The following is a 25,809-nucleotide window of genomic DNA, read 5'->3' as shown; positions in this document are numbered from 1 at the left end:
GGCCGGCGAGGGATCGTCGGCCCCGTTCGTGTGATAACGAGGGGCGCTCGACGGAACGATCCGGGTGGCGGCTCTCCCTCTGCTAGAATCACGTGAACAGTGCCGCCCGTGCGCGGGCATGAGGAAAGTGAGGCCGGCTTGTCTGACATCAAGTATCGACGCGTGCTCCTTAAGCTCTCCGGCGAGGCTCTGATGGGGGAGCAGGCCTACGGCATCGACCCTGCGGTCCCGCAGCGGCTCGCCGAGGAGATCAAGCCCGTCTGCGACCTCGGCGTGCAGGTCGCCATCGTCGTGGGCGGCGGCAACATCTTCCGCGGCATCCAGGGAGCCGCGGCCGGCATGGACCGCGCCCAGGGCGACAACATGGGCATGCTCGCGACGGTCATCAACTCCCTCTCCCTCCAGGACTGCTTCGAGCGCAACGGCATGGACTGTCGCGTGATGAGCGCCATCGAGATGCGCCAGATCGCAGAGCCCTACATCCGTCGCCGCGCCATCCGCCACCTGGAGAAGGGACGCATCACCATCTACGCCGCCGGCACCGGCAACCCCTACTTCACCACCGATACGGCAGCCGCGCTGCGCGCCTGCGAGATCGGCGCCGAGGTGCTCATGAAGGCGACCAACGTCGACGGCATCTACGACAGCGACCCGCGCACCAACCCCGATGCGCGCCGCTACGACACCGTCACCTACCGAGAGGTCCTCAACCGCGACCTCAAGGTCATGGACGCCACCGCCACGGCGCTCTGCCATGACAACCACATGCCCATCATGGTCTTTGACATCAAGCAGCCCGGCGTGTTCCTGAGCGCCGTCAGCGGCGAGAACGTTGGCACGACCGTCGTCGAGGAGGACTAGACATGAGCCAGTACACCGACAAGGCCGAGAAGAACATGGGGAAGTGCCTCGACACGCTCAAGGCCAACTTCGCGCGCGTCCGCACGGGCCGCGCGAACGCCCAGATCCTCGCTCCGATCATGGTCGACTACTACGGCCAGCCGACCCCGATCACCCAGCTCGCCGGCATCAAGGTCCCCGAGGCCTCCATGCTCGTCGTCGAGCCCTGGGACAAGAGCGCCCTGCGCGCCATCGAGAAGGCCATCGAGAGCTCGGACCTCGGCATCACCCCCTCCAACGACGGAACCTCGATCCGCCTGCCGTTCCCCAAGCCGACCGAGGAGCGCCGCAAGGAGCTCGTCAAGGAGTGCAAGGAGCTCGCCGAGGAGGCGCGCGTCGCCGTCCGCAACGTCCGTCGTGACGTCAACGGCAAGATCGAGCGCGACGAGGAGCTCTCCGACGACGAGCAGTCGCGCGAGAAGAAGGCCGTCCAGAAGATCACCGACTCCTACGTAGCCAAGATCGAGGAGCTGCTCAAGACCAAGAGCGCCGAGGTCATGGAGATCTAGTGCTCCGAGACGAAGAAAAGCTCAGGGCATACTACGCCGACGCGCCCGAGGACCTGTCCCTCGACGACCTCGACCTCGACCGCATCCCGCGCCACGTCTCCATCATCATGGACGGCAACGGAAGGTGGGCGACGAGGCGCGGCCTCGACCGCTCCCAGGGGCACGTGGCCGGCGTCGACTCGCTGCGCGAGGCGGTGACGACCAGCGTCCGCCTCGGCGTCGACGTGTTCTCCGTCTACGCCTTCTCGACGGAGAACTGGAACCGACCGCAGCGCGAGGTCGAGCTCCTCATGCACCTCTTCGCGACGACGCTCGTGAACGAGCTCCCGCTCTTCCACCAGGAGAACGTGCGCCTGCGGTTCCTCGGCGACCTCGAGGCGCTCCCGGAGCGCACCAGGACGGTGTTCCAGCGCGGCCTGGACGAGACGGCCGACCACACGGGCATGGTGTTCGCCCTCGCCGTGAACTATGGCTCGCGCGCCGAGATCGCGCGCGCCGCCCGCGCACTCGCGCGAGAGGCGGCGGGCGGCGCGCTCGACCCCGACGCCATCACCGAGGACGACGTCTCGCGTCACCTCTACACAGCCGGGCTTCCTGATCCCGACCTGCTCATTCGCACCTCGGGAGAGCTCCGCCTCTCCAACTACCTGCTCTGGCAGCTCGCCTACACCGAGTTCTACGTGACCGACACGCTCTGGCCCGACTTCGACCGCTGGGAGTACCTGCGCGCCGTGCGTGCCTTCCAGCACCGTTCGCGTCGGTTCGGGGGAGTGACGAACAGGTGAGGCTGCGCCGTGACAGGGAGGGCCGCGACGTCGAGAAGGGCGGGGAGGGGCTCGATCGCCAGATCGAGCTTCTCGAGGGTCGCCGCGCCTCGAAGGAGGAGGCCCGCGCCGCCGGCGGCCTCCGTGGGCAGAAGGCGCGCAGTGCGACCGAGAAGCTCCTGACGAGGACTACCTCGGGTGCGATCTACGCCATCGTCACACTCGTCTGCATCTTCGCGGGGCCCCTCACCACCACCGTGCTTGTCGTCGCCGAGGCATGGCTCTGCTGCTCCGAGTTCTTCAGGATCTGCCGCATGGGCGGCCGCATGCCCAACGAGACGCTCGGGCTCGCCGCGGCGCTGCTCTTCCCGGTTGCCGCGTACCTGCACGGCCTGCTCGCCTGCGCCCTGCTCTTGCTCGGGCTGCTCATGGTCTGCGCCTGCTGGTACGTCTTCACGCCGCGCGCGAGCATCGCCGACGTCGCCGTGACCGCCCTCGGCCCCATATACACCTCGTTCGCCTTCGTGAGCATCATCCTCATCAGGCGCTATGACGTCGGTTTCACGGGCGCGGTGCTGACGCTCGGAATCATGTTCTCGATATGGGCCAACGACGCGTTCGCCTACTTCGTCGGCTCGGCCATCGGCTCACACAAGCTCGCGCCCCGCATCTCTCCCAGCAAGAGCGTCGAGGGCTTCGTGGGCGGCCTTCTGGGGTCGGTCCTCGTATGGGTCCTCATCTCCGTGTTCGACCTCGCGCCCATCTCGCTCGGGTGGGCTGTCGTCATGGGCCTGCTCGTCGGCATCGCCGCTGTCATCGGCGACCTCTTCGAGTCGCGGCTCAAGCGAGGGGTCGGCGTCAAGGACTCCGGCAACGTCCTGCCCGGGCACGGCGGCCTCCTCGACCGCTCCGACTCCATGCTCTTCGGTGGGACCATGGCCCTGTTCCTGCTGCTCTTTGGAGGCATCCTGTGACGAGCTCTGCTTCTGACGGGGGACGTCGCCCGTTGCGCGTCGCCGTTCTCGGCTGCTCGGGATCGATCGGCACCCAGACCCTCGACGTCTGTCGACGCCATCGCGATCGCGTCGAGGTCGTCGCCCTCTCGGTGTTCTCCTCGACCGAAGCGCTCGTCTCGGCCGCGCGGGAGTTCTCCGTGCCGCATGTCGTCGTCTCCTGCGAGGACCATGCCGCCGACGCCTGCCTCGACGGGCTCCCCGAGGGCTGCGAGCTGCGCGTGGGGGCTGAGGCGGTCGTCGGGCTCGCCACGCTCCCCGAGGTCGACGTCGTCGTCAACGCGCTCGTGGGGTTCGCCGGCATGCACGCCGGCTACGAGGCGCTGCGCTCCGGCAAGACCCTCGCCTATGCCAACAAGGAGTCGATCGTGTGCGGCGGCGACCTGCTCATGCCGCTCGTCAGGCCAGGCCGCCTCGTCCCGGTAGACTCTGAGCACAGCGCCATCTTCCAGTGCCTGGTGGGGGAGCGCCACGAGGACGTCGCACGGCTCTGGCTCACGTGCTCCGGCGGTCCGTTCTGGGGTCGCTCGCGTGAGGAGCTCGCCCGCGTCACCGCCGCGGAGGCGCTCGCGCACCCCACCTGGACCATGGGCCCGAAGATCACCATCGACTGCGCCACGCTCATGAACAAGGGCCTCGAGGCGATCGAGGCGCACCACCTGTTCGACGTCCCCATGGACGATGTGAGCGTCCTCGTCCATCGGCAGAGCAAGGTCCACTCCATGGTCGAGTTCGTCGACGGGACAACGAAGGCGCAGCTCGGCGCATCGGACATGCGAGCCCCCATCCAGTACGCGCTCAGCTGCCCCGGGCGCTGGGAGGCTTCCGCGGACCGCGTCGACTGGTGGGCATGCGAGCCCCTCACCTTCGAGGCGCCGGACACCGCGACGTTCGGCTGCCTCGAGCTCGCCTATGCCGCCGGTCGCGCCGGGGGCACGCTCCCGTGCGCCATGAACGCCGCCAACGAGGTCGCCAACGCCGGGTTCCGCCAGGGTCTGTGCGGATTCCTTGACATCGAGCGCATCGTGTCGCGCGTCATGGACGAGACGAGCGTCGAGCGGGTAGAAAGTCTCCGACAGCTTGACGAGGTCGACGCGCGCGCGAGAGAGCGGGCGTCGGCCGTTCTCTCGGAGGTTGCCCGGTGAGTGGTGTCCTCGGCGTCGTATGGGCCGTGTTCTGGGGCGTTTTCGTCCTCTCCCTGCTCGTCTTCGTCCACGAGGGGGGCCACTACCTGGCCGCGCGCGCCTTTCGCGTGAGGGCCACCGAGCTCTTCCTCGGCTTCCCGAGCCGACTCAAGCTCTCCTTCAAGAGCCGCAAGGTCGGCACCGAGTTCGGCGTCACGCCCGTCCTTCTCGGCGGCTACACCCGCATCTGCGGAATGGAGGGGACGCCCGACGAGCTGCTAGCACCCGCGCTCGACCTCGTCACGCGACGGGGTCGCGTGTCCGCCCAGGAGGTCGCCGACGAGCTCGGCTGCGACATCGACCGCGCGTACGACCTTCTCGAGACCCTCTCCGACTGCGCGAGCATCAGGCCCTGCTACGACCCCGAGAAGGGCGAGAAGCCCGACCAGAAGACCTATCCCTCCTCCTACGAGGGCGTCGCGCGCGACGCGAACCTCCTCACGGAGTACGACGTCGGGCATGACCTCGACGCCGCGGGGTCGTCTGCGGCCGGAGAGCCTTGCGAGACCGGCCTCACGCCCGAGGAGTTCCTCGCGCGCGAGCGGTCGCACACCTATCAGGGCGTCGGATACCTCAAGCGCGTCGCCATGCTCGCGGCCGGCCCCGTGGTTAACATCCTGCTCGCCTTTGCGATCATCACCTGCGCGCTCATGGCGAGGGGGATCGACTACGTCTCCAACACCAACGTCCTCGGCGGCGTCGAGGAGGGCTCGCCCGCGGCGGCGGCGGGGCTCGAGGCGGGCGACGCCGTCACCGCCGTCGACGGCGTGACGACCGACACCTGGGAGGACATCGTCGAGGCGCTCGGCCCGCTGATCGAGGCCGGGGAGGACTTCACCCTCACCTACGAGCGCGACGGCGCCTCGCGCACGGTCGACGTCGAGCTTCCGGACGACGGCTCAGCTGAGGCCGTCGGTGTGATCGCGACCGTCGAGACCTATCACCCCACGCTCGGGGAGGCGGCCTCGACGACGCTCGACTACGTCGGCATGGTGGCGGGCTACGTCGCCCAGCTCATCAACCCCAACCACACCATGGAGGTGCTCGACCAGTCATCCTCCGTGGTCGGGATAGCCGTCATGACGGGAGAGGCCGCCTCGTCCGGCGCCTTCGACCTTGCCGTCGTCGTTGCCGCCATCTCGGTCTCGCTCGGCTTCATGAACCTCCTGCCCATCCCGCCCTTTGACGGGGGCAAGATCTTGATCGAGACGATCCAGCTCGTCATCCGCAGGCCGCTTCCCCAGCGCGTGGTGGCAGCACTGAACCTCGCCGGCCTTGCCTTCGTGATCTTCGTGTTCCTGTTCGTCCTGAGAAACGACGTTCTCCGGCTGTTCGTCGGATAGGAGGAGCCATGAGTGCCGAGAAGAAGCCTGCCGCCCGCAACCAGACGCGCCCCGTCAGCGTCGGCGGCGTGACCGTGGGCGGCGGCGCGCCCGTCTCCGTCCAGTCCATGTGCACGACCGACACCGCCGACGCCGAGGCCACGCTCGCGCAGATCGGGCGCCTCGCCGACGCCGGCTGCGAGATCATCCGCGTGGCCATCCCAAGCGCCGCCGCGCTCGACGGCTTCGCTGAGGTCTGCGCGCGCTCGCCGCTGCCCGTCGTCGCCGACATCCACTTCGACCACAACCTCGCGATCGAGGCCTGCCGCCGCGGTGCGTCCGCGCTGCGCGTCAATCCCGGCAACATCGGCAGCTGGGAGCGCGTCGACGCCGTCATCGACGCGGCGGGGGAGGCGGGCATCCCCATTCGCATCGGCGTGAACGCCGGCTCGCTCGACCCCGCCTTCGCCGAGCGCGAGGACCTCACGCACGTCGAGAAGCTCGTCGGGTCCGCTACCTCGTTCGTCGAGCACTTCCGCGAGCGCGGCTTCGCCGACATCGTCCTCTCGGCGAAGGCGCACAGCGTCCCCACGACCGTGGAGGTGAACCGAGCGCTCTCGCGCGAGCTGCCCGACGTGCCGCTCCACATCGGCGTGACCGAGGCGGGTACCCTGCGCCAGGGCACCGTCAAGAACGCCGCCGCCATCGGCGCGCTGCTCATGGAGGGCATCGGCGACACGATCCGCCTCTCCCTCACGGCCGACCCCGTCGAGGAGGTCAACGTCGCCTGGGACCTGCTCTCCGCCGTCGGCCTGCGCCGACTGCGCCCCGAGCTCGTGAGCTGCCCCACCTGCGGTCGGTGCCAATGGGACCTCATGGGCGTCGCAAACGAGGTCGAGCGACGACTCGCCGCCGTGCGCGCCCCCATCACTGTGGCGGTCATGGGCTGCGTGGTGAACGGCCCCGGCGAGGCCAAGGGCGCCGACATCGGACTCGCGGGCGGTCGCGGCAAGGCCGTCCTCTTCGCCTCGGGCGAGAAGATCCGCACCGTCGACGAGGCCGACGCCGTTGACGAGCTTTTCGCCGAGATCGACCGCCGCTTCGCCTAGATTGTCCGGCCCCGCGCCGGCCGCATATGCCCCGGCGCTCAGACAGCTTGCCGAGAAGTGCGCTCGGCAAGAACTCGCGGCGGGACATATGCGGCCGGCGCGGGGCCTACGTCAACTATGCAGCAAGTATCGACGACATGACATCCTGGCCGCCTCCCCGGAGGGGTCAACCTCCGCCGCGAGTTCTGCAGGCGCGTCCTTTGCGCCGAAGCTGTCCGAGCGCCGGAGGTTGACCCCTCCGGGGAGGCGGAGGTTGAGTTGCCACCCCGACCGTTCTTCTCGCCCGTATGTCGTAGAATCGTGAGCGTTGCATTCGACGCAGAAAGGGATTGCACGTGAAGCGTTATCAGAAGATGTCCCAGCTTTACGCTCCGACGCTCAAGGAGGACCCGGCGGAGGCCGAGCTCGCGAGCCACCGCCTGCTGCTGCGCGCGGGCATGATCCGCAAGACGGCCGCCGGCCTCTACAGCTACCTGCCGCTCGCCTGGCGCTCCATCCGCAAGATCGAGGCCGTCATCCGCGACGAGATGGAGGGCATCGGCGCCCAGGAGATGATGGTTCCCATCCTCACGCCCGCCGAGCTCTGGCACGAGTCCGGCCGCTGGGACGCCTACGGCCCCGAGCTCATGCGCATCTCCGATCGTCACGGCCGCGAGTTCGCGCTGGGCCCCACGCACGAGGAGACCTTCACGGACCTCGTGAAGAACGAGCTGCGCTCCTACAAGCAGCTGCCCTGCACGCTCTACCAGATCCAGGACAAGTTCCGTGACGAGATGCGCCCGCGCTTCGGCCTCATGCGCGGCCGCGAGTTCATCATGAAGGACGCCTACAGCTTCTCCGCCACGCAGGAGTCCCTGCAGGAGTGCTACGAGCAGGAGAAGGCCGCCTACGCGCGCATCGCCGAGCGCTGCGGCATCTACGCGCTTCCCGTCGTGGCCGACTCCGGCCAGATCGGCGGCGACACCTCCGTCGAGTTCATGGCGCTCGCCGACTCCGGCGAGGCGGAGCTCGTCTACTGCGACTGCGGCTTCGCGGCCGACGTCGAGGCTGCCGCCACCAAGGTGCCCGTGACCGAGGGCCCCGGAGACGGCACGCTTGAGAAGGTCCACACGCCCGGCCTTGGCACGATCGAGGCCGTTGCCGACTTCTTCGGCTTCCCCGAGAACGGCACCCGCAAGTCGCTCGCACTCGTTGCCGAGGACGGCACGAACGTCGTGGCCATCGTCCCCGGCGACCACGAGCTCAACGAGATCAAGGCGAGCAAGCTCTTCGGCGCCTATCATCTCATGACGGACGAGGAGCTCGAGCTGGCCGGCCTGCACAAGGGCTTCATCGGGCCCGTGGGCCTGCCCGAGGGCATCCGCCTGGTCTGTGACGAGTCCCTGCGCGAGAGCCAGAGCTGGACCTGCGGCGCCAACGAGGTGGACTACCACTTCACGGGTGCCAAGCCCGGACGTGACTTTACGGTCGACGAGTGGGCCGATCTCGTGAGTGTGAAGGAGGGCGACCCCTGCCCGCACTGCGGCGCCGCGCTCAAGAGCGCCCGCGGCATCGAGATCTCCCAGGTCTTCCAGCTCGGCACCAAGTACTCCGAGTCCATGGGCGCCACCTTCGCGGACGAGGACGGCGTGGAGCGCCCGTTCCTCATGGGCTGCTACGGCATCGGCGTCTCCCGCACGCTTGCCGCCGTCGTGGAGCAGCACAACGACGAGCACGGTATCTCCTGGCCCGTCTGCGTCGCGCCCTACGAGGTCGAGGTCGTGCCGCTGGCGGTGAACGACGATGTGGTCACGCCCGTCGCCGAGAGGGTCGTTTACGAGCTTAGCGCCGCCGACCTCGAGGTCCTTCTCGACGACCGCAAGGAGCGCCCAGGCGTCAAGTTTGCCGACGCCGACCTCATCGGCATCCCGTACCAGGTGATCCTGGGCAAGCGCGGCGTCGCGAACGGCATGGCCGAGGTCAAGGTCCGCGAGAGCGGCGAGCGCTTTGACGTGCCCATGGCCGAGCTCGTCTCCTGGCTCACCGAGCGCGTCGTCCCCGCCCGCGCGTAGCCCGGCAGCTTTTCTCAAATTTGGTGTTGACCCCTCTGGCGAGTCTGGTATAGTTACTTCCGCACCAAATGGGGATATAGCTCAGTTGGGAGAGCGCGTGACTGGCAGTCACGAGGTCAGGGGTTCGAACCCCCTTATCTCCACCATGTGAATGACGGCGGCGGCTTCGGTCGCCGCCTTTTTCATAGCGGGCTCATGGCGCAACGGTTAGCGCAGGGGACTCATAATCCCTGGGTTGCAGGTTCGAATCCTGCTGGGCCCACCAACAAAAACGCCGGTCAGGGTGTCAAAGTTGCATCCTGACCGGCTCTTTTTTATGTTTTGACCGACGGGCGACCGACAAGCCCCTACACGTGATTATGTGAATGGAAAAATGTCCGTGCGAATCGCGCGGAGTTCTGATAGGATGATTCCTCGCACGGGCGATTGGCTCAGGGGTAGAGCACTTCCTTCACACGGAAGGGGTCGCTGGTTCGAATCCAGCATCGCCCACCAGCGGGGATATAGCTCAGTTGGGAGAGCGCGTGACTGGCAGTCACGAGGTCAGGGGTTCGAACCCCCTTATCTCCACCAGAAACGTTCGGGGCCGTCGGGTGAAAGCTCGGCGGCTCTTCTCGTAGGGAGGCGGCGAGGGGACCGGATGCTTGGCGAGAAGGGCTTCGACGCCTGGGCGCATGCCTATGACGAGAGCGTGAGACGCTCGGAGGCTGCCGACGCCTACCCGTTCGCCGGCTATGACCGGGTGATGGACGTCATCTTCTCCAGGGTGGTCGGATAGGGGTCACGTCGCGTGCTCGACCTCGGGTTCGGCACGGCTGCGCTCACAGCGCGCCTCTGCGAGGCGGGCTGCGAGATCTTCGGGCAGGACTTCTCGGGCCGCATGGTCGAGATCGCGCGCGAGAAGATGCCAGGGGCGCACCTCTACCAAGGGGACCTCGCAGACGGGCTCGTTCCGGAGCTGGGTGGCAGGACCTATGACGCCATCGTCGCCACCTACTCGCTGCACCATCTCGACGACGCGCGCAAGGCCGCTCTGATTCTCGAGCTCACGGGGCTTCTCGCCCCAAAGGGGTGCATTCACATCGGAGACGTGGCGTTTGAGACGCGCGCGGACCTGGAGGCGTGCCGACGGCTGGTCGGCGACGCCTGGGACACGGACGAGGTCTACTTCGTGTGCGACGAGCTGCGGCCATTGCTGCCCGGGCTCACCTTCGAGCGCGCGTCGTTCTGCGCCGGTGTGATCACGATACCGTCTGCGCAAGAGCGATAGGCCTGCTAGCTCTACCGCCCGGTGACGGCACGCCGCAGCATCGCAACGTAGGCGTCGATGCCCTCGGGCCTGAGGTGCGTCCCGTCGTCCCAGAAGTACTCGTCGTGCCCCGCGCTCTCAGAGAACCAGTCGACGAGCTCGACGCCGTCGCACTCGGAGGCGACCCGCTCGAGGACGGCGTTGTTACGGTCCTGGAACGCATCAGGCATGCGGTTGTTGACGAGAAGGACGCGCCGCCCCGGCCCGCACCCCTCAATCAGCTCTCTCACGTCGTCCTCGGAGACCGGTCCGTTTGTCCCCAGCGAGAAGATCACCACCGGCGCCTCGTGACCGGCCTCCACGCACGACTGATACACGTCCTCGCCCACGTAGATCTGTCGGTTGATGGCGGAGTCCATCCAGCCGTTGGGAAAGACCTCGCCAAAGCGGTCCAGCGTGTCGAGCGACACGGAGTCCCCAATGAGTAGCACCCTGGCATCGGTGGCACCCGTCTCGGGGTCAACCTCGTAGTCCTCGGGCGCGGGCGGCGCCTCGTCCTCCGCGTCCTCCTGCGCGCCCGTCGCGGCCTGGCCCTCACCAGGCGCGCTCGCACCGGCGTCCCCAGGCTGCTCGGCGCTCTGCACGTGAGCGGGCGTATCGGGGCGTCCCGCGGTCGCGTCGACCGGGACCGCCCACAGCACGAGAACCGCGAGGGCGGACGCTCCGAGCGCGGCGGCGCGAGCCCTCGTCTGCCCAAAGCGCCACGGCGTCCCGAGCCCACGCTCCACGAGCGCCCGTGCCGCGACGCTCGCGCCGAGGATGACCGCGAGCTCGAGCACCCAGCCCCACCATGGCAGTTCGGTCGTTCGGGTGGCCGGGTTCATCACGAGGAAAAGCGGGTAGTGCCACAGGTAGAGCGAGAACGAGAGCCCGCCCAGGGCCACGAGCGCGCGACAGCCGAGCGGCCTCGCCAGCATGCTCCCGCTGCGACACACCGTGCCGACGAGGACGGCCGCGAGCAGCGCCGCGGCGAGCAGGCCCCCGTAGTATGCGACGGGCGAGTACCCGTCGATCGTGAGCGCCATGACCGCGAGAAGCGCGATCGCGGCCCCGCCCGCCACGTCGTAGGCCCAGCGAGGGACGGGAGGGCGCTCGGCGGCAAGACGGGCGGGCATCCTGAGCTCCCAGCCCCGCCCCTGCGTCGCCAGCGCACAGAGGGCGCCCACCAGGAGCTCCGCGGCACGCGTGTCGGGTCCGTAGTAGACGCGGCTCGTGTTCGCCGGGTCAAAGAGCGCGGCCATGGCCACGGCAGAGGCGAGCGCGAGCACGCCGACCACGCCGAGAAGCACCTCGCGCCGCGCACAGAGACGTCGCAGCACGAGAAAGACCAGCGGCCAAACGAGGTAGAACTGCATCGTGACGCCGAGGAACCACAGGTGCGTGAGAGGGGAGGGGAGGCCTGCCGCAGCAAAGTAGGGAACGTCTGCGACGATGTAGCGAATGTTCTCGAAGAAGAGCAGGGCGCTCAGCGCGTCCGCCCTCACCTTGGGCAGAAGCGCGTGCGAGAAGAGGGCGCAGAGAAGCGCCGTTGCTCCCACGACGACCACGACCGAGGGCACGAGCCGCCTGAGCCTCCGCAGGACGAAGCCGGGATAGTCGAGGGACCCCTCGCGATCGAGCTCGCGTTCCACCGACAGCGTCGTGAGATAGCCCGTGAGCACGAAGAAGACCGTGACGCCAAGGAAGCCGCCCGGGAGCACCGTGGGGGCGGCATGGTAGAGCACAACCGCGGCAATCGAGAGCGCGCGCAAGCCCTCGAGCGCGGCAACCTTGCCACCATGCGGCGCCGTCGCGTCCCGAGGCGCCTGAGCGGGCGCCAAGGGCCCGCCGGAGGCACGCGACGTGTCCCTACGTCGCGAGGCCCTTCTCGTCGCAGCAGCGCGTCCCTCTCCGACCTGTGCCTGTCTTGCGTCCACGCGTCGCTCCGTTCGCGTCGAAGGCTCCTTGGGGTCGACAGTATAGGGCGTCGGGCGCGTCGTGGGGATTCGGGGCGCTGCCGCGCGATGACGTATACTGTTTCAGTTGAAGAGAAAGGACCAGCATGACCGCCTCAGAGAACCCCGTAGAGCTCTTTGGGCTCAGGCTCGCCCACCTGGGCGTCAACACTTCCACCCCCGAGGAGGCAGCCGCCACGGCGGATGCGTTCTGCGCCCTCCTGGGCATCCCGCGCGGCGAGGAGCCGTTCCCGGTCTCCTCGTTTTCCGGCAGCCTCGTCGAGGTCATGAACAACGGCGGGCGCGGGGCACGCGGCCACATCGGGCTGCACGTGGACGACATCGACGCCGCCCAGGCCTGGTACGAGGAGCGCGGCGTCGAGTTCAACGAGGCCTCGCGGACGCTCTGCCCCGACGGCTCGGGTCGCACCTACCTCATCTACTTCAAGGAGGAGATCGCCGGCTTCGCGATCCACCTCACCATCGCCGACTAGCGGGGGAGCACGTGATAGCTCTCGCAGACAAGATCACCAAGTCGTTCGGCGGCCGCACCCTCTACACGGGCGCCACGCTGCAGCTCAACGCCGGCGAGCGCTGGGCGCTGGTCGGGCCCAACGGCTCCGGCAAGACCACGCTTCTGCGCATCCTCATGGGTGAGGAGTCCCCTGACGAGGGTACGGTGAGCTTCGCGCGTGACACCACGGTCGGCTACCTCGAGCAGGAGACCAAGCTCGCGGGGGAGAAGAGCGCACTCGCCGAGGTCGTCGACTCCGCGCATGAGGTCAAGCAGCTGGAGCGCCGCGTGCGCGAGCTGGAGCATCAGATCTCCGAGACCTCACCGGGCGAGGAGCTCGACCGCCTGCTCGAGCGCTACGGTGCGGCACAGGACCGCTTCGAGCGTCTGGGCGGCTACGAGCTGGAGGCGCGCGCCAAGCAGATCCTGGCGGGACTCGGCTTCCCGGTCGAGGACTTCGACAAGCCCGCACGCGACTTCTCGGGCGGCTGGCAGATGCGCATCGCCCTCTCCAAGCTGCTGCTGCGCCACCCGGACCTGCTGCTGCTCGACGAGCCGACCAACCACCTCGACCTCGAGAGCGTCCGCTGGCTCGAGCAGTTCCTCGCGGGCTACGACGGCGCCGTGCTTCTCGTCTCCCACGACCGCGCCTTCATGGACGCCTGCGTCTCCCACGTGGCGGCAGTCGAGAACCGTCGCATCACCACCTACACCGGCAACTACTCGAGCTACCTCAGGCAGCGCGAGGACAACCTCGAGCAGATGCGCGCCAAGCGCGCCGCCCAGGAGCGCGAGATCGCGCACATGCAGGTCTTTGTCGACAAGTTCCGCTACAAGCCCACGAAGGCCGCGCAGGCGCAGGAGCGCATGAAGAAGATCGAGCAGATCAAGAGCGAGCTCGTGATCCTGCCCGAGGGCACCAAGAAGGTCCACTTCGCCTTCCCCGAGCCGCCGCGCACCGGCGACGAGGTCGTGAGCCTGGAGGGCGTGGCCAAGTCCTTCGGCGAGAACCACGTCTACTCGGGCGTGGACCTCAAGCTCTATCGCGGCGACCACGTGGCGCTCACCGGCCCCAACGGCGCCGGCAAGTCCACGCTCATGAAGCTCATCAACGGGCTTCTCGCCCCTGATGAGGGCACGGTCGAGCTCGGCAAGAACGTGACGAAGGCATACTACGCACAGCACCAGCTCGAGCAGCTCAACGAGGCCAATACCGTCCTTGCCGAGATGGACTCCGTGGCCGCGGGCTGGACCACGTCCGAGGAGCGCCGCCTGCTCGGCGCGTTCCTGTTCCACGGCGACGACGTCGAGAAGCGCGTCGGCGTGCTCTCCGGCGGCGAGCGGGCGCGTCTGGCCCTGGCCAAGATGCTCGTCGCGCCGGACCCGCTGCTGCTGCTCGATGAGCCGACCAACCACCTCGACATCGACTCGGTCGACGTGCTGGAGCGCGCGCTCGTGGACTTCAAGGGCACGATTGTGCTCATCTCCCACGACGAGCATCTCGTCCGCGCGGTGGCAAACAAGGTCGTCGACGTCCGCGACCACCAGGTCACGGTCTATGACGGCGACTACGACTACTTCCTCTTCAAGCGCGCCGAGCTCGAGGCGCGCGCCGCCGAGGAGGCCGTCGAGGCCCCCGTGCCCACGGCCGCGAAGGTCGTCCCCGAGCCCGCCACCGGCCGTAACGTCAAGACGCGCGAGCAGCGGCGAGCGGAGGCGGAGGAGCGCAACCGTCGCAACCGCGCGCTCAAGGCCGAGCGGACCCGCCTCAGGGAGGTCGAGGCGGCCCTGGAGCCCGCGCAGGCGCGCCTCGCCGAGCTCGAGACGATGATGGCCGACCAGGAGCTCTACAACGACGCCAAGCGCTTCGACGAGTGCATGACCGAGTACGCCGCGCTCTCGAAGAAGGTTCCCGCCCTCGAGCAGGAGTGGCTGGAGCTCACCGAGAAGCTGGAGGAGGCCGCCCGTGTCTAGCCTTCTGCGCCTTGGCGCCTTCGTCTGTCGCACCCTCGCCTGGGCTTTCGTCGCGCTGGTCGTCGCGAACGCCGTCCTGCCCGCCGGCCCCCGCGCGCTCCTGCTTGGAGTCAACGCGCTCGCGTCGGCGGCGGTCCCCGGGCCCGTGGCGGGCCTCTTCGTCTTCGTGACTCCCTTCGGTGGCGCGTTCCGCGGGGACTTTGCGATCGTTGCTATAGTGTTGCTGGTTCTGGACTGGCTTCTCTGCAGGATCTCCGTCCCGGCGCGCCGCCTGGCCGCCTAGGGGGTGCGCGTGCCCTACTCCTTCGACACCCTGGTCTCCGTCGCGATCACCGTCGTGCTCGTCATGCTCTCGGCGATCGTGCACGAGGTCGCGCACGGCTGGGTCGCCCTGCGCTGCGGCGACGCGACCGCGAAGGAGGCCGGTCGCCTCACGCTCGACCCGAGGGCGCACCTCGACGGCTTCGGCTCGGTCGTTCTGCCGCTCGTGATGGCGCTTCTCGGCGGGCCGGTCTTCGCGTTCGCGCGCCCCGTCCCCTACGACCCTCGCAGGCTGCGGCACCCCCGTCGCGACGAGCTGCTCGTCGCCCTGGCGGGCCCGGCCTCCAACGTGCTGCAGGCGCTCGTCGGGGCGCTCGTGCTGCGCGCCGCCTGGGACCCGCTCCTCGGTGCCGTCGTCTCGGGCGCCGCCCCGTTCGAGGTCGTGAGCTGGGTCGTGACGATCCTCTCCACCTACGTGTCGGTCAACCTCGTCCTCTGCTTCTTCAACCTCATTCCGCTGCCCCCGCTGGACGGCTCCAAGGTCGTGCTCTACTTCCTGACGGGTGACGCGCGCCGGGCCTACTACCAGATCCAGCAGTACGCGATGCCGATCCTCGTCGTCGCGCTCTACATCGTCCCGCAGCTCCTGCACGTGGACCCGATCGGACGCTATCTGGACGCCACGGCCGGGAGCCTCTACGGGCTCCTTCTCGGGGGGCTCTGACATGGCCTCCTACCGCGTGCAGACCCAGGCCTACTCGGGGCCCTTCGACCTGCTGCTCCAGCTCGTGAGCAGGCAGCGCGTGACCATCGGCTCCATCTCCATCGCGGAGGTCGCCAACCAGTACCTGGCCGAGGTCGAGCGCATGAGCGAGATCGACCTCGACGTGGCGAGCGACTTCGTGCTCGTGGCCTCGACGCTGCTCGACATCAAGGCGGCGTCGCTCGTGCCTGACGAGCCGATCGCCCGCTCCTCCGACGACCTCGACGAGGAGGACGCGGACCTCGAGGGGCTCACGCCCGACGAGGCGCGCGAGGTCCTCATCGCACGGCTCATCGCCTACAAGCAGTTCCGCAGCGCCGCCGCCGCGCTCGGCGCCCGTGCCGAGGCGGAGGCCCGCATGCACCCGCGCACGGTCGGGCCCGACCCCGAGTTCCTCGGCCTCATGCCCGACTACCTTGAGGGAATCACGCTCCGGAGCCTGGCCGTCATCTGCGCGGACATCGACAGCCAGCGGCAGACGCTCCTGCTCGAGGCCGAGCACGTCGCCCCGCGCCGCCTTCCGGTAGCGCTCACGATCGCCGCGGTCGACCGTCTGGTCCGCGGGCGCGGGCGTGTGACGTTCACCGAGCTCCTCGACGGTCAGGACGCGCCCGAGGCCGTCGTGGCCAACTTCCTGGCGATCCTCGAACTCTACAAGCGCGGTCTCGTCGACGTGCGCCAGGACGAGATATTCGGCGAGATCGACGTCGAGCACGTCGAGGGCGCTCCCGCCTACGAGCTCGACGAGTCGGTCCTCGCCGAGATGCGCGAGTGGGACGAGGACGGCCGGGACGGGGACGAGGGCACCGTGACCGAGAAGAACGACGGGGGAGAGTAGTAGATGGCTGACCTTTCACGCATGGAGTCCGGCTCGCTCAAGGGGCTTCTCGAGGCCCTCCTGCTCGTCTCGGACGACTCCGTCCCGGCGACGGTGCTCGCCGAGGCCGCCGGCGTCCAGCCGGGCGAGGCCGCCGAGGCGCTCGCGGAGCTCGCCGCGGAGTACGCCGACGCCAATCGCGGCTTCCAGCTCCGCGAGGTCGCGGGCGGCTGGAGGCTCTACACCCATCCCGCCTACCACGACCAGGTGGCGAGCTACGTGCTGTCCTGGGACACGCGGCGTCTCTCGCAGGCGGCGCTCGAGACCCTCGCCGTCATCGCGTACCACCAGCCCGTCTCGCGCGAGGGCGTCCGCGCCATCCGCGGCGTCAACTCCGACGGGGTCATCGCCTCCCTGCGCGAGAAGGGCCTCGTCCGCGAGGTCGGTCGCGAGCGCGACCGCGGCGGCGCCCAGCTCTGGGGCACCACGCGCCTCTTCCTCGAGCACTTCGGCCTGCGCAGCCTCCGCGAGCTCCCGCCGCTCGAGGACTTCGCGCCGGACGAGGAGTCCAAGCGCTTCATCCGAGAGCGCCTCTCCGGCCGCTCCATCGCCTCGACGCTCGAGGAGACCGCCGCCGACATGGATGACGAGCGCGAGCTTCTCGACGACTACGAGCGCGACGAGGACGGGGGAGCCCAGGCAGATGAGTGAGCCGCTCCGGACAAGCGGGCTCTACCCGATGCGCCTCCAGCGCTTCCTGGCGCGCGCCGGCGTCGCAAGCAGGCGCGGTTCCGAGCGCCTCATGACCGCCGGGCGCGTCAGCGTCAACGGCGTGGTCGTGACCGAGCTGGGCAGCAAGGTCGACCCCGAGCGCGACGTCGTGACCGTCGACGGCAGGGTGTGTCGCATCGACGAGAGGCCCTTCTCGGCGATCCTCAACAAGCCGTCGGGCTACGTCACCACCATGAGCGACCCGTTCGGCCGCCCCACCGTCGCCGAGCTCGTGCCCAGCCGCGAGCACCCAGGCCTCTTCCCGGTAGGGAGGCTCGACCAGGACACCACCGGGCTCCTGCTCTTCACGACCGACGGCGACCTGGGACAGGCGCTGCTGCACCCGTCTCGCCACGTCGAGAAGCACTACGTCGCCCTCGTCGTGGGCACCCCGAGCGAACGGGAGCTCGACCGGCTGCGCCGCGGCGTCATGCTCGACGACGGCCCGACGGCGCCCGCCCGCGTCGAGCTGATCCCGCATGACGACCCGCGCTTCTCGGTGGTCGCGCCCAACGGGGCGGGCCGCAGGGGAAGCGGCGAGCCAAACGCCGTCGTCGGCCTCACGATCCACGAGGGCAGGAAGCACCAGGTCAAGAAGATGCTGCTCGAGGTCGGACATCGCGTCCTCGCGCTCCATCGCGACGCGTTCGGCCCGCTTCGGCTGGGCGACCTCGCCGAGGGAGCGTGGCGCGAGCTCACCGAGGCCGAGAGCTCCGAGCTCACGGAGATCTGCAACGAGAGAAGGAGTGACCATGATCGTAGCCATTGACGGTCCGTCCGGTTCCGGCAAGTCATCGGTGGCGCGTGAGATCGCGCGGCGCTGCGACCTCACCTACCTCGACACGGGCGCGATGTACCGCTCCGTCGCGCTCACGTGCCTGGAGCGCGGCGTCGACCCCGACGACGCCGAGGCCGTTGCCGCCGTCGCAGACGGCGTCCGCATCGAGTTTCTGCCGTCCGAGGGCGGGCAGCGGGTCGTCGTCGACGGCACCGACGTCACGAGCGAGATCCGCACCGCCGAGGTCGAGCGCGCCGTCTCGGCGGTCTCCGCCAACCCTGCGGTCCGCGTGACCATGGTCGCGCTCCAGCGCCGCTTCGGCGAGGAGGGCGACGTCGTGGCCGAGGGACGTGACATCGGCACGGTCGTGTTCCCCGCGGCCGACGTGAAGGTCTTCCTCAGCGCCTCGCCCGAGGCGCGGGCGCGCCGCCGAGCCGTCCAGCGCCAGGGCGGCAACCTGGCAACGGGCGACGAGGTCGCCGTCGACGCCGGTGACGAGCAGGCGATCCTCGCCGACCTCGTCCGTCGCGACACCTACGACTCGACGCGCGAGACCTCCCCGCTGCGCCCTGCCGACGACGCGGCGCGCATCGACTCCTCCGAGCTCTCCTTCGAGGAGGTCGTCGAGGCCATCCTCGCGCTCTCGCCCGAGCTCGCCGCGCGTGCGGGGAGGGCCGACGCATGAGCGAGAAGGACGGGCGCATGCGCGCCTTCGCGGGCAACACCCTCGACGACTATTACGACCACGACATCCGACAGCACCCGCTGCCCGGGCGGCTCCTCATCGGCGCCGTGGTCCGCATCCTCTGGGTCGTCACCAAGTTCCTCTGGCCCTGGCGAGTGGAGAACATCGAGCTGCTCACCGAGGACCCGCGCGGTCGCGTCATCATCATGAACCACGAGTCCATGCTCGACCCCGTCGTGGTCGTGGTCGCTCTGTGGCTTGCCCACGTCCCCGTGCGCATCGTCTACAAGAGTGACTTCGACCGCATCGGTCCCGCCGCCTGGCTCTTCTCGCGTGCGGGCGGCTTCCCGGTGCAGCGTGGGACGGCCGACATGAAGACGGTCCGCCGCGCCCGTGCCATGCTCGCCCGCGGCGAGTCCGTCCTCATCTACCCGGAGGGGACGCGCGTCCGCGACGACGCGGACGCCCAGACCCACGGCGGCTACGCCATCATGGCCCAGCTCGCCAAGGCACCCGTCCAGCCTGTCGCCATCATCGGCGCGCGCCGCCTGCGCTTCCGTCGGCCCGTCTACGTGCGTGCCGAGAGGCCCATCGAGTGGTCCGAGATCCTCGGCGAGAAGCGCAAGGAGCAGCTCGCCGAGATGGAGCGTCGGGGCATGGAGCGCGTCTACGCCCTGCGCGACCAGATGCGCGCCGACTACCCGGGGGTGGACTGAGGTGCCCGAGATCCGCATCGCGAGCGAGGCGGGCGCCTGCTACGGCGTCGAGCGCGCCCTGCAGATGGTCGAGGCCGCGGCTGACGAGCACGAGGGGGCCGTCCACACGCTCGGCCCGCTGATCCACAACCCGCGCGTCGTCTCCGGGCTCGCCGAGCGCGGAGTCGACGCCGTGTCCTCGCCCGAGCAGGCCGCGGGTGACACCCTGCTGTTGCGCACGCACGGGACTGTGCCCGAGGAGGAGGCGCGCGCGAGGGAGCTCTGCAGGCGCGTCCTCGACGCGACGTGCCCCTTCGTGAAGAAGGTGCATCTCGCCGCCGAGCGCCTCTCCCGCGAGGGATACCAGGTCGTCGTCGTCGGCGAAGCGGGGCACCCCGAGGTCGAGGCGACGCTGCCGCATGCGCCCGGCGCCGTGGTCGTGGGGTCTGCGCAGGAGGCAGCCGGGCTCCCGCACGCGCGCAAGGTCGGCGTGGTCGTTCAGACGACCGCCCGCCGCGCCCTTCTCGCCGAGGTCGTCGAGGAGCTGCTCGCCCGCGCGGAGGAGGTCCGCGTCATCAACACGATCTGCGAGGCCACGGCCGGCCATCAGTCCGCCGCCGACGAGCTCGCCCGCGAGGCCGACGTCATGGTCGTGATCGGAGGGCGCAACTCCGCCAACACGACGCGCCTGGCCGAGATCTCGGCGGCGCGCTGCCCACGCACCCATCACGTGGAGGGCGACGACGAGCTGAGGCCGGAGTGGTTCGAGGGCGCGGGCCTGATCGGCATCACCGCGGGTGCCAGCACGCCCGCGAGCCAGATCGAGGCCGTGCGCGACGCCATTGCCGCCATGGTGGGGGAGTAGCGCGCGCGTCCTTCTCGCCCTCCGGCGAATAACGCACAAAATCGTACGTGTGCGTTATTTTCAACTGGGCATATAGATTATTGTGCTGGATTTTGTACGTTGTTGGTGCGTGGCAGACGTCGGGCGAGAAGAGCGGGGGTGCGGCATGGCCGAGCAGAAGCGCGCGGACTACGCCTCGACGCGCGAGCGCGCGACGGGCGCCTGGGTGGCTGCCGTCGAGGAGGGGAGCCCCGCCTGGGAGGCCGGGATCGAGCCGGGCATGCGCGTCGATCGCGTGAGCGGCGTCGTGCCGCGCGACCTCATCGACTGGCGCTGGGAGGCCGACGGCGCCTGCTGCGAGCTCGAGGTCTTCGACCCGCGCGACGGCAGCGTGACCCCCTGCGAGCTCTGGCGCGAGCCGGGCCAGGACTGGGGCATCGACTTCACTGACGTCCTCTTCGACGGCATTCGCACCTGCGTGAACGCCTGCCAGTTCTGCTTCATGGCGATGCTGCCGCCCGAGGCGCGCGCCACGCTCACGCTGCGCGACGACGACTACCGGCTCTCCTTCCTGCAGGGCAACTTCGTGACGCTCACCAACGTCTCCGACGAGGAGGCCGAGCGGATCGTCGACTGCGGCCTCTCGCCGATGAACGTTTCCATCCACGCGATCACGCCCGAGGTGCGCAAAAGCCTCATCGGGCGCCGCGCGGACCGCGGCATCGAGGTGCTCGAGCGCCTGCTCGCGGGCGGCATCGAGGTGCACGCCCAGATCGTGCTCTGCCCGGGCATCAACGACGGCGCCGAGCTCGCCGCCACGCTCGACTGGGTCGAGGCACGCCCCGGCATCACCTCGCTCGCCATCGTGCCGCTCGGCTATACCAAGCACAGCCGACGCTTCAAGAGCTCCTACTCCGATGACCCCGAGGCCTCCCGAGCCGTGGTCCGTCTCCTCGAGCCGTATCAGGAGCGGGCGAGAAGCACGCTCGGCATCACGCGCTTCCAGCTCTCCGACGAGTTCTATGTCGACGCCGACCTGCCCGTCCCGCCGGCCGAGACCTACGACGGCTACCCGCAGTTCTACGACGGCATCGGCATGCTTCGGAGCTTCCTCGACGAGACGGTGCTCGTCGCGCGTGAGCGCGCCTGCGACCTGCGACGCGTTGACGAAGTCCTTGGCGAGCGGGGCCTGCGCGTGGAGCTCGTCTGCGGCGAGGCGGCGTCCGAGACGATCGGCGCCTTCTGCCGTGCGCTGTCGCCCGCAGGCCGAGCACGGACGCGCGCGATCAGGAACGACTACTTCGGCGGCGACGTCAACGTGACGGGCCTCATCGTGTCCGAGGATCTGCTCGTCCAGATGCCGGATGAGCTCGCAGGCACGCTCGTCGTGCTCCCCGAGGTGATGTTCAACTTCGACAAGCTCACCCTCGACGGCGACACCGAGGCCCGCATCCTCGACGAGCTTCGGGCCCGCGGCGCCCTCGTGACCGTGAGCGTCCCCAACCCAGGCGACTACCTCGACGCCCTTCTCGCCATCCTCGGCCTGACGTAGCCCCCGACCGGCGCGGCCACTGTCCGCCGCGAGTTCTTGCCGAGCGCCCTTCTCGGCAAGCTGTCTGAGCGCCGGACAGTGGCCGCGCCGGTCGGGGGCGGACGACCTGTGAATGTCTCGCGCTCACCGGCGAATATGCACCGTTCGTGGTAAGATTTCCCCGCAAATCGAATAGCGAGGAGACGAGATGCCCAAACCCGTAGTCGCCGTGGTCGGCCGGCCCAACGTCGGCAAGTCCACGCTCGTGAACCGCATCGCGGTGAGTCGCGACGCCATCGTGCACGAGTCGCGCGGCGTGACGAGAGACCGCTCCTATCACGAGGCCGACTGGAACGGACGCGAGTTCACCCTCATCGACACCGGCGGCATCGAGTCCGTCAAGTCCAAGGACGTCTTCGCCCCGCGCATTCGCGAGCAGGCCCTCATGGCCTGCGAGGAGGCCGACGTCATCGTCTTCGTCGTCGACGGCAGGACCGGCGTGACCGACGAGGACGAGGAGGTCGCCCGCATCGTCCGCCGCACGGACAAACCCGTCTTCCTCGTCGTGAACAAGAAGGACGACCCCGCCACCGAGCAGGACGGCCTCTGGGACTTCTACGCCCTCGGCGTCGGCGAGCCGCGCCCGCTCTCGGCCGGACACGGCCACGGCACCGGCGACCTGCTCGACGAGATCGTCGCCGCGTTCCCCGAGGAGGAGGTGGAGGAGCCCGAGGACGACGTCCTCTCGCTCGCCATCATCGGCCGGCCCAACGTCGGCAAGTCCAGCCTCGCGAACCGCCTCGCCAACAAGAAGCGCTCGATCGTCTCCGACGTCGCCGGAACCACGCGCGACGCGATCGACACCATGATCGAGTGGCAGGGCCAGACCATCCGGCTCGTCGACACGGCGGGCATGCGCAAGAAGTCCCAGGTCCACGAGGACGTCGAGTACTACAGCCTCGTCCGCGGCCTCCAGGCCATCGAGCGTGCCGACGTCTGCCTGCTCGTCGTCGACGCCACCGTCGGGGTCACCGAGCAGGACCAGAAGGTCGCCGGCATGGCCATCGACCGCGGTCGCGCGCTCGTGCTCGTCCTCAACAAGTGGGACCTCGTGGAGACCGAGCAGCAGCGCGACGAGATCGTCGCATCGATCGACAAGCGCCTCGCCTTCGCGCCCTGGATTCCCTCCGTTAACGTCTCCGCCCTCACGGGGCGCGCCACGGACAAGGTCCTGCAGCTCGCCGTCCGCGCCGCCGAGGCGCATTCGTCCCAGCTCAGGACCACCGAGCTCAACGACTTCCTCGCCCAGATCCGCGAGGGGGGCCACACGCGCAGCGAGAAGGGCCGCCGCCTCAAGATCCGCTACGCGACGCAGACCGGCACAGAGCCCCCCGTCATCTCCTTCTGGTGCAACGCCCCCGACCTCGTTGACGACAACTTTGAGCGGTTCCTCGAGAACCGCCTGCGCCAGCGCTTCGACCTCACCGGCACGCCGGTGCGACTGAAGTTCCGTCGCTCCACCGAGGGGGGCGAGCGCTGATGCAGGGGCTCGCGCTCTGGACGGCCGTCTTCACGCTCGGCGCCTACCTCGTCTGCGGCATCCCGTTCGGCCTCGTGGTCGCCCGGCTCATGGGCCACGTCGACGTCCGCGAGGTCGGCTCGGGCAACATCGGCACCACCAACGTCGCGCGCTCCGTCGGGAAGGGCGCCGCGGCGGCGACGCTCCTGCTCGACCTGGGCAAGGGCCTCGTGTGGATGCTCGTCGCCCGCCACGCCGTGGCGGCGCTCGCCCTCGGCGGCGACGTCGCCGCGCTCGACCACACCACCGCCTTCGGGGCGTCGCTCGCCTTCGTCTTCCTCGGATGCATTTGCGGTCACGTCTTCTCGCCCTACCTTCGCTTCCACGGCGGGAAGGGGATCGCCGTCGGCTTCGGGGCGGCCCTCGGCCTCTACTGGCCCATCGGCCTCGCCGCGCTCGCCGTGTTCCTCGTGCTCGCCGTCCCCACGCGCTACGTCTCCCTCGGCTCCGTCTTCGCCGCGGCGTCGCTGCCCGTGTGGTGCGTCGTCTTCGGCCTCCCCGCGGCCGCCATCGCCCCCGTCGCCGTCGCAGCCGTCGTGGTGATCTGGTCTCACCGCGAGAACGTGCGCCGGCTCGCCCGCCATGAGGAGCGCCGCTTCTCGTTCCACCGCTCTGACAAGGAGGAGACGCACTGATGTCCGACAGCGTTCTCATTGCCCCGTCCATCCTCTCCGCCGACTACCTGCGCCTCTCCGACGAGCTCGAGCAGGTCTCCTCGGCCGACCTGATCCACTTCGACGTCATGGACGGCCACTTCGTCCCCAACCTGACGTTCGGCCCCGACATGCTCCGCGCCGTCGCGGCGGCGAGCGGCCTGCCGGTCGACGCCCACCTGATGGTCTCCAACCCCGACGAGGTGACCGAGAAGTACCTCGACGCGGGCGCCTCCATCGTCTCCTTCCACTACGAGGCCGCGCTGCACGCGCATCGCCTCGTGCAGCTGATCAAGGACCGCGGCGCCAAGGCCTCGATCGCGCTCAACCCCGCCACGCCCGTGAGCGTGCTCGAGCCGATCCTGGACGACCTCGACATGGTCCTCGTGATGAGCGTCAACCCCGGGTTCGGCGGCCAGACGTTCATCGAGTCCACCCTCCGCAAGCTCCGTCGCCTCCGCCGCATGTGCGACGAGCACGGCGTGAGCCCGCTCGTCGAGGTCGACGGCGGCATCTCCGCACGAAACGTCGCCGAGGTCACGGCCTCCGGCGCCAACGTCTTCGTGGCCGGCAGCGCCGTGTTCGGCTCAGCCGACCGTGCCGCGGCCATCGCCGACATCCGCGCCAACGCGGTCGCCGCCGTCTCCAAGACCGCCTAGGGGCGCCGTGACGGACAAGCTCACATATCTCGACTATGCGGCCTCCTCGCCGCTGCGCCCCGAGGCCCTCGAGGCCATGCGCGCCTACGACGAGGCGCCGTACGCCGGCGCGAACCCCAACTCGCTCCACACGCTCGGCCGGTTGGCGGCCAGGGCGCTTGACGGGGCGCGCGCCGACCTCGCGCGTGCGCTCGGCGGCGGGTTCCGGCCCTCCGACGTCACGTTCACCTCGGGCGGGACCGAGTCGAACAACCTCGCACTTCTCGGCATCGCCGAGGGCGTCCGGGCGCGCTCGAGCCGCCGGAGGCGCGTGGTCGTCTCGGCCATCGAACACGACTCCGTCCTCGACCTCGTGGGCCCGCTGCGCGAGCGCGGGTTCGAGGTCGACCTGGTGCGCCCCGACCGCTCCGGCGTCGTGGGCACGGGCGCCCTCGCCCCGCTTCTCGACGAGACCTGCGCGCTCGTCTCCGTCATGTACGCGAACAACGAGACGGGCGTGATCCAGCCGGTCACCGAGCTCGCGCGAGCAGCCCACGCCGCCGGCGCCCTCTTCCACACCGACGCGGTCCAGGCGTTCGGGCACGTTCCCCTCGACCTCGGGGACGTCGACGCCGTGAGCGTCGCCGCGCACAAGATCGGCGGGCCTGTCGGCGTCGGCGCGCTCGCGCTGCGCGGGCGCGTGCCGCTGCGCCCCCAGAGCTTCGGCGGCGGGCAGGAGGTCGGTCGCCGCGCGGGTACCCAGGACGTGCGGGGAGCGCTGGCCTTCGCCGCGTCGGCCCGTGCCTGCCAGTCCTCGCTGGGTCCCGTGCGGGAGCTCGTCTCAACGCGTGCGAACACGCTCTACGAGCGCCTCTGCGCGCCGGGGACCGGCGTCGTCGCGACCGTCTCCGCCTCGGTCGACGAGGGGCGCCTCCCCGGCATCGTGAGCGTCATGGTGCCCGGGCTCGACTCGGAGACCCTCATCCTCGCCCTCGACCAGTCGGGCTTCGAGGTCTCCGCCGCCTCCGCGTGCTCGTCGGGGTCGCTCGACGCGAGCCACGTCCTGCTCGCCATGGGCATCCCGCGCGACGAGGCCCTGGGCTCCCTGCGCGTCTCGTTCGACGAGCGCGTCGCCGAGGAGGACCTCGACCGCTTCGCCGCAACGCTCCTGAACGTCGTCTCCGAGCGCACCCACCGCTCGAACCGCTAGA

At 69.4% G+C, this 25,809-nt stretch carries 26 protein-coding genes and 4 tRNA genes; 29 read left to right on the top strand and 1 reads right to left on the bottom strand.

Annotated features, from left to right (window positions below):
• Positions 1-138 precede the first annotated feature (138 nt).
• From pyrH to INF26_RS07470, 14 genes are all read left to right on the top strand, one after another.
• Positions 139-861, top strand: coding sequence for a UMP kinase (pyrH, locus tag INF26_RS07530; RefSeq protein WP_193530333.1), 723 nt, complete (start codon positions 139-141; stop codon positions 859-861).
• Positions 862-863: 2 nt separating this feature from the next.
• Positions 864-1,409: a ribosome recycling factor gene (gene frr, locus INF26_RS07525; RefSeq protein WP_193530332.1), complete on the top strand. Its 546-nt coding sequence runs from the start codon at positions 864-866 to the stop codon at positions 1,407-1,409.
• Positions 1,409-2,194, top strand: a complete 786-nt coding sequence (locus INF26_RS07520; protein WP_193530331.1) for an isoprenyl transferase — start codon at positions 1,409-1,411, stop codon at positions 2,192-2,194. The genes frr and INF26_RS07520 overlap by 1 nt, the downstream gene beginning before the upstream one ends.
• Positions 2,191-3,147, top strand: a complete 957-nt coding sequence (locus INF26_RS07515; RefSeq protein ID WP_332307335.1) for a phosphatidate cytidylyltransferase — start codon at positions 2,191-2,193, stop codon at positions 3,145-3,147. The genes INF26_RS07520 and INF26_RS07515 overlap by 4 nt, the downstream gene beginning before the upstream one ends.
• A gap of 32 nt (positions 3,148-3,179) precedes the next feature.
• A complete protein-coding gene (dxr, locus tag INF26_RS07510) occupies positions 3,180-4,331 on the top strand; it encodes a 1-deoxy-D-xylulose-5-phosphate reductoisomerase (protein WP_226371960.1) in 1,152 nt (383 codons plus the stop codon).
• Entirely contained in the window at positions 4,328-5,713 is a 1,386-nt protein-coding gene (locus INF26_RS07505; RefSeq protein ID WP_193530329.1) for a M50 family metallopeptidase, read from the top strand. Before dxr ends, INF26_RS07505 begins: the two co-directional genes overlap by 4 nt.
• An 8-nt stretch (positions 5,714-5,721) precedes the next feature.
• A complete protein-coding gene (ispG, locus tag INF26_RS07500) occupies positions 5,722-6,801 on the top strand; it encodes a flavodoxin-dependent (E)-4-hydroxy-3-methylbut-2-enyl-diphosphate synthase (RefSeq protein ID WP_193530328.1) in 1,080 nt (359 codons plus the stop codon).
• 335 nt (positions 6,802-7,136) lie between these two features.
• Positions 7,137-8,852, top strand: a complete 1,716-nt coding sequence (locus tag INF26_RS07495) for a proline--tRNA ligase (protein ID WP_408647522.1) — start codon at positions 7,137-7,139, stop codon at positions 8,850-8,852.
• A gap of 70 nt (positions 8,853-8,922) precedes the next feature.
• Positions 8,923-8,998, top strand: a tRNA-Ala gene (locus tag INF26_RS07490).
• 43 nt (positions 8,999-9,041) lie between these two features.
• Positions 9,042-9,117, top strand: a tRNA-Ile gene (locus tag INF26_RS07485).
• 155 nt (positions 9,118-9,272) lie between these two features.
• A tRNA-Val gene (locus INF26_RS07480) sits at positions 9,273-9,347 on the top strand.
• A 2-nt stretch (positions 9,348-9,349) separates the two neighbouring features.
• Positions 9,350-9,425: transfer RNA gene (locus tag INF26_RS07475), tRNA-Ala, on the top strand.
• Positions 9,426-9,492: 67 nt separating this feature from the next.
• Positions 9,493-9,630, top strand: a complete 138-nt coding sequence (locus tag INF26_RS08535) for a hypothetical protein (protein WP_226371959.1) — start codon at positions 9,493-9,495, stop codon at positions 9,628-9,630.
• Positions 9,631-9,642: 12 nt separating this feature from the next.
• Entirely contained in the window at positions 9,643-10,122 is a 480-nt protein-coding gene (locus INF26_RS07470; RefSeq protein WP_332307334.1) for a class I SAM-dependent methyltransferase, read from the top strand.
• An 11-nt stretch (positions 10,123-10,133) separates the two neighbouring features.
• Here the strand turns inward: INF26_RS07470 and INF26_RS07465 are convergent, their stop codons facing one another.
• Positions 10,134-11,981 carry an acyltransferase family protein gene (locus INF26_RS07465; protein ID WP_193530327.1) on the bottom strand — a complete coding sequence of 616 codons (1,848 nt, stop codon included), beginning with the start codon at positions 11,979-11,981 and terminating at the stop codon, positions 10,134-10,136.
• A gap of 221 nt (positions 11,982-12,202) precedes the next feature.
• On the opposite strand from INF26_RS07465, the gene INF26_RS07460 reads away from it, so the two are divergent.
• The 15 genes from INF26_RS07460 to INF26_RS07395 all read left to right on the top strand — a co-directional run bounded on the left by INF26_RS07460 (position 12,203) and on the right by INF26_RS07395 (position 25,808).
• Positions 12,203-12,589 (top strand): VOC family protein, encoded by a 387-nt coding sequence (locus INF26_RS07460; protein WP_193530326.1) that lies wholly within the window; start codon positions 12,203-12,205, stop codon positions 12,587-12,589.
• 11 nt (positions 12,590-12,600) lie between these two features.
• Positions 12,601-14,583 (top strand): ABC-F family ATP-binding cassette domain-containing protein, encoded by a 1,983-nt coding sequence (locus INF26_RS07455; RefSeq protein ID WP_193530325.1) that lies wholly within the window; start codon positions 12,601-12,603, stop codon positions 14,581-14,583.
• The gene (locus INF26_RS07450; RefSeq protein WP_193530324.1) at positions 14,576-14,866 is read left to right on the top strand and encodes a hypothetical protein; all 291 of its coding nucleotides are present in this window, start codon (positions 14,576-14,578) and stop codon (positions 14,864-14,866) included. Before INF26_RS07455 ends, INF26_RS07450 begins: the two co-directional genes overlap by 8 nt.
• A gap of 9 nt (positions 14,867-14,875) precedes the next feature.
• Positions 14,876-15,568, top strand: a complete 693-nt coding sequence (locus tag INF26_RS07445; protein ID WP_332307332.1) for a site-2 protease family protein — start codon at positions 14,876-14,878, stop codon at positions 15,566-15,568.
• A gap of 1 nt (position 15,569) precedes the next feature.
• Positions 15,570-16,445 (top strand): segregation and condensation protein A, encoded by an 876-nt coding sequence (locus INF26_RS07440; RefSeq protein ID WP_193530323.1) that lies wholly within the window; start codon positions 15,570-15,572, stop codon positions 16,443-16,445.
• Positions 16,446-16,448: 3 nt separating this feature from the next.
• Entirely contained in the window at positions 16,449-17,135 is a 687-nt protein-coding gene (gene scpB / locus INF26_RS07435; RefSeq protein ID WP_193530322.1) for an SMC-Scp complex subunit ScpB, read from the top strand.
• Positions 17,128-17,964, top strand: coding sequence for a pseudouridine synthase (locus tag INF26_RS07430; protein ID WP_193530321.1), 837 nt, complete (start codon positions 17,128-17,130; stop codon positions 17,962-17,964). Before scpB ends, INF26_RS07430 begins: the two co-directional genes overlap by 8 nt.
• Positions 17,948-18,658, top strand: coding sequence for a (d)CMP kinase (gene cmk / locus INF26_RS08530; RefSeq protein ID WP_226371958.1), 711 nt, complete (start codon positions 17,948-17,950; stop codon positions 18,656-18,658). Before INF26_RS07430 ends, cmk begins: the two co-directional genes overlap by 17 nt.
• On the top strand, positions 18,655-19,374 hold the full coding sequence (locus tag INF26_RS08525; RefSeq protein ID WP_226371957.1) for a lysophospholipid acyltransferase family protein: 720 nt from the start codon (positions 18,655-18,657) through the stop codon (positions 19,372-19,374). Before cmk ends, INF26_RS08525 begins: the two co-directional genes overlap by 4 nt.
• Position 19,375: 1 nt before the next feature.
• Positions 19,376-20,218, top strand: coding sequence for a 4-hydroxy-3-methylbut-2-enyl diphosphate reductase (ispH, locus tag INF26_RS07420; protein ID WP_193530320.1), 843 nt, complete (start codon positions 19,376-19,378; stop codon positions 20,216-20,218).
• Positions 20,219-20,363: 145 nt separating this feature from the next.
• Positions 20,364-21,749: a DUF512 domain-containing protein gene (locus tag INF26_RS07415; RefSeq protein WP_193530319.1), complete on the top strand. Its 1,386-nt coding sequence runs from the start codon at positions 20,364-20,366 to the stop codon at positions 21,747-21,749.
• A 187-nt stretch (positions 21,750-21,936) separates the two neighbouring features.
• Complete coding sequence (der, locus tag INF26_RS07410; RefSeq protein WP_193530318.1) at positions 21,937-23,268, top strand: ribosome biogenesis GTPase Der; 1,332 nt, start codon at positions 21,937-21,939, stop codon at positions 23,266-23,268.
• Positions 23,268-23,942: a glycerol-3-phosphate 1-O-acyltransferase PlsY gene (plsY, locus tag INF26_RS07405; RefSeq protein ID WP_193530317.1), complete on the top strand. Its 675-nt coding sequence runs from the start codon at positions 23,268-23,270 to the stop codon at positions 23,940-23,942. The genes der and plsY overlap by 1 nt, the downstream gene beginning before the upstream one ends.
• Positions 23,942-24,619: a ribulose-phosphate 3-epimerase gene (rpe, locus tag INF26_RS07400; RefSeq protein WP_193530316.1), complete on the top strand. Its 678-nt coding sequence runs from the start codon at positions 23,942-23,944 to the stop codon at positions 24,617-24,619. The genes plsY and rpe overlap by 1 nt, the downstream gene beginning before the upstream one ends.
• Before the next feature lie 7 nt (positions 24,620-24,626).
• Entirely contained in the window at positions 24,627-25,808 is a 1,182-nt protein-coding gene (locus tag INF26_RS07395) for a cysteine desulfurase family protein (protein WP_193530315.1), read from the top strand.
• The last annotated feature ends 1 nt before the right edge of the window (position 25,809 follow it).

The sequence above is a fragment of the Thermophilibacter gallinarum genome, from assembly GCF_014982725.1.
GTDB lineage: Bacteria > Actinomycetota > Coriobacteriia > Coriobacteriales > Atopobiaceae > Thermophilibacter > Thermophilibacter gallinarum.
Note: the sequence above shows the minus strand (reverse complement) of the source record. Positions and strands in the feature narration are given on the sequence as shown.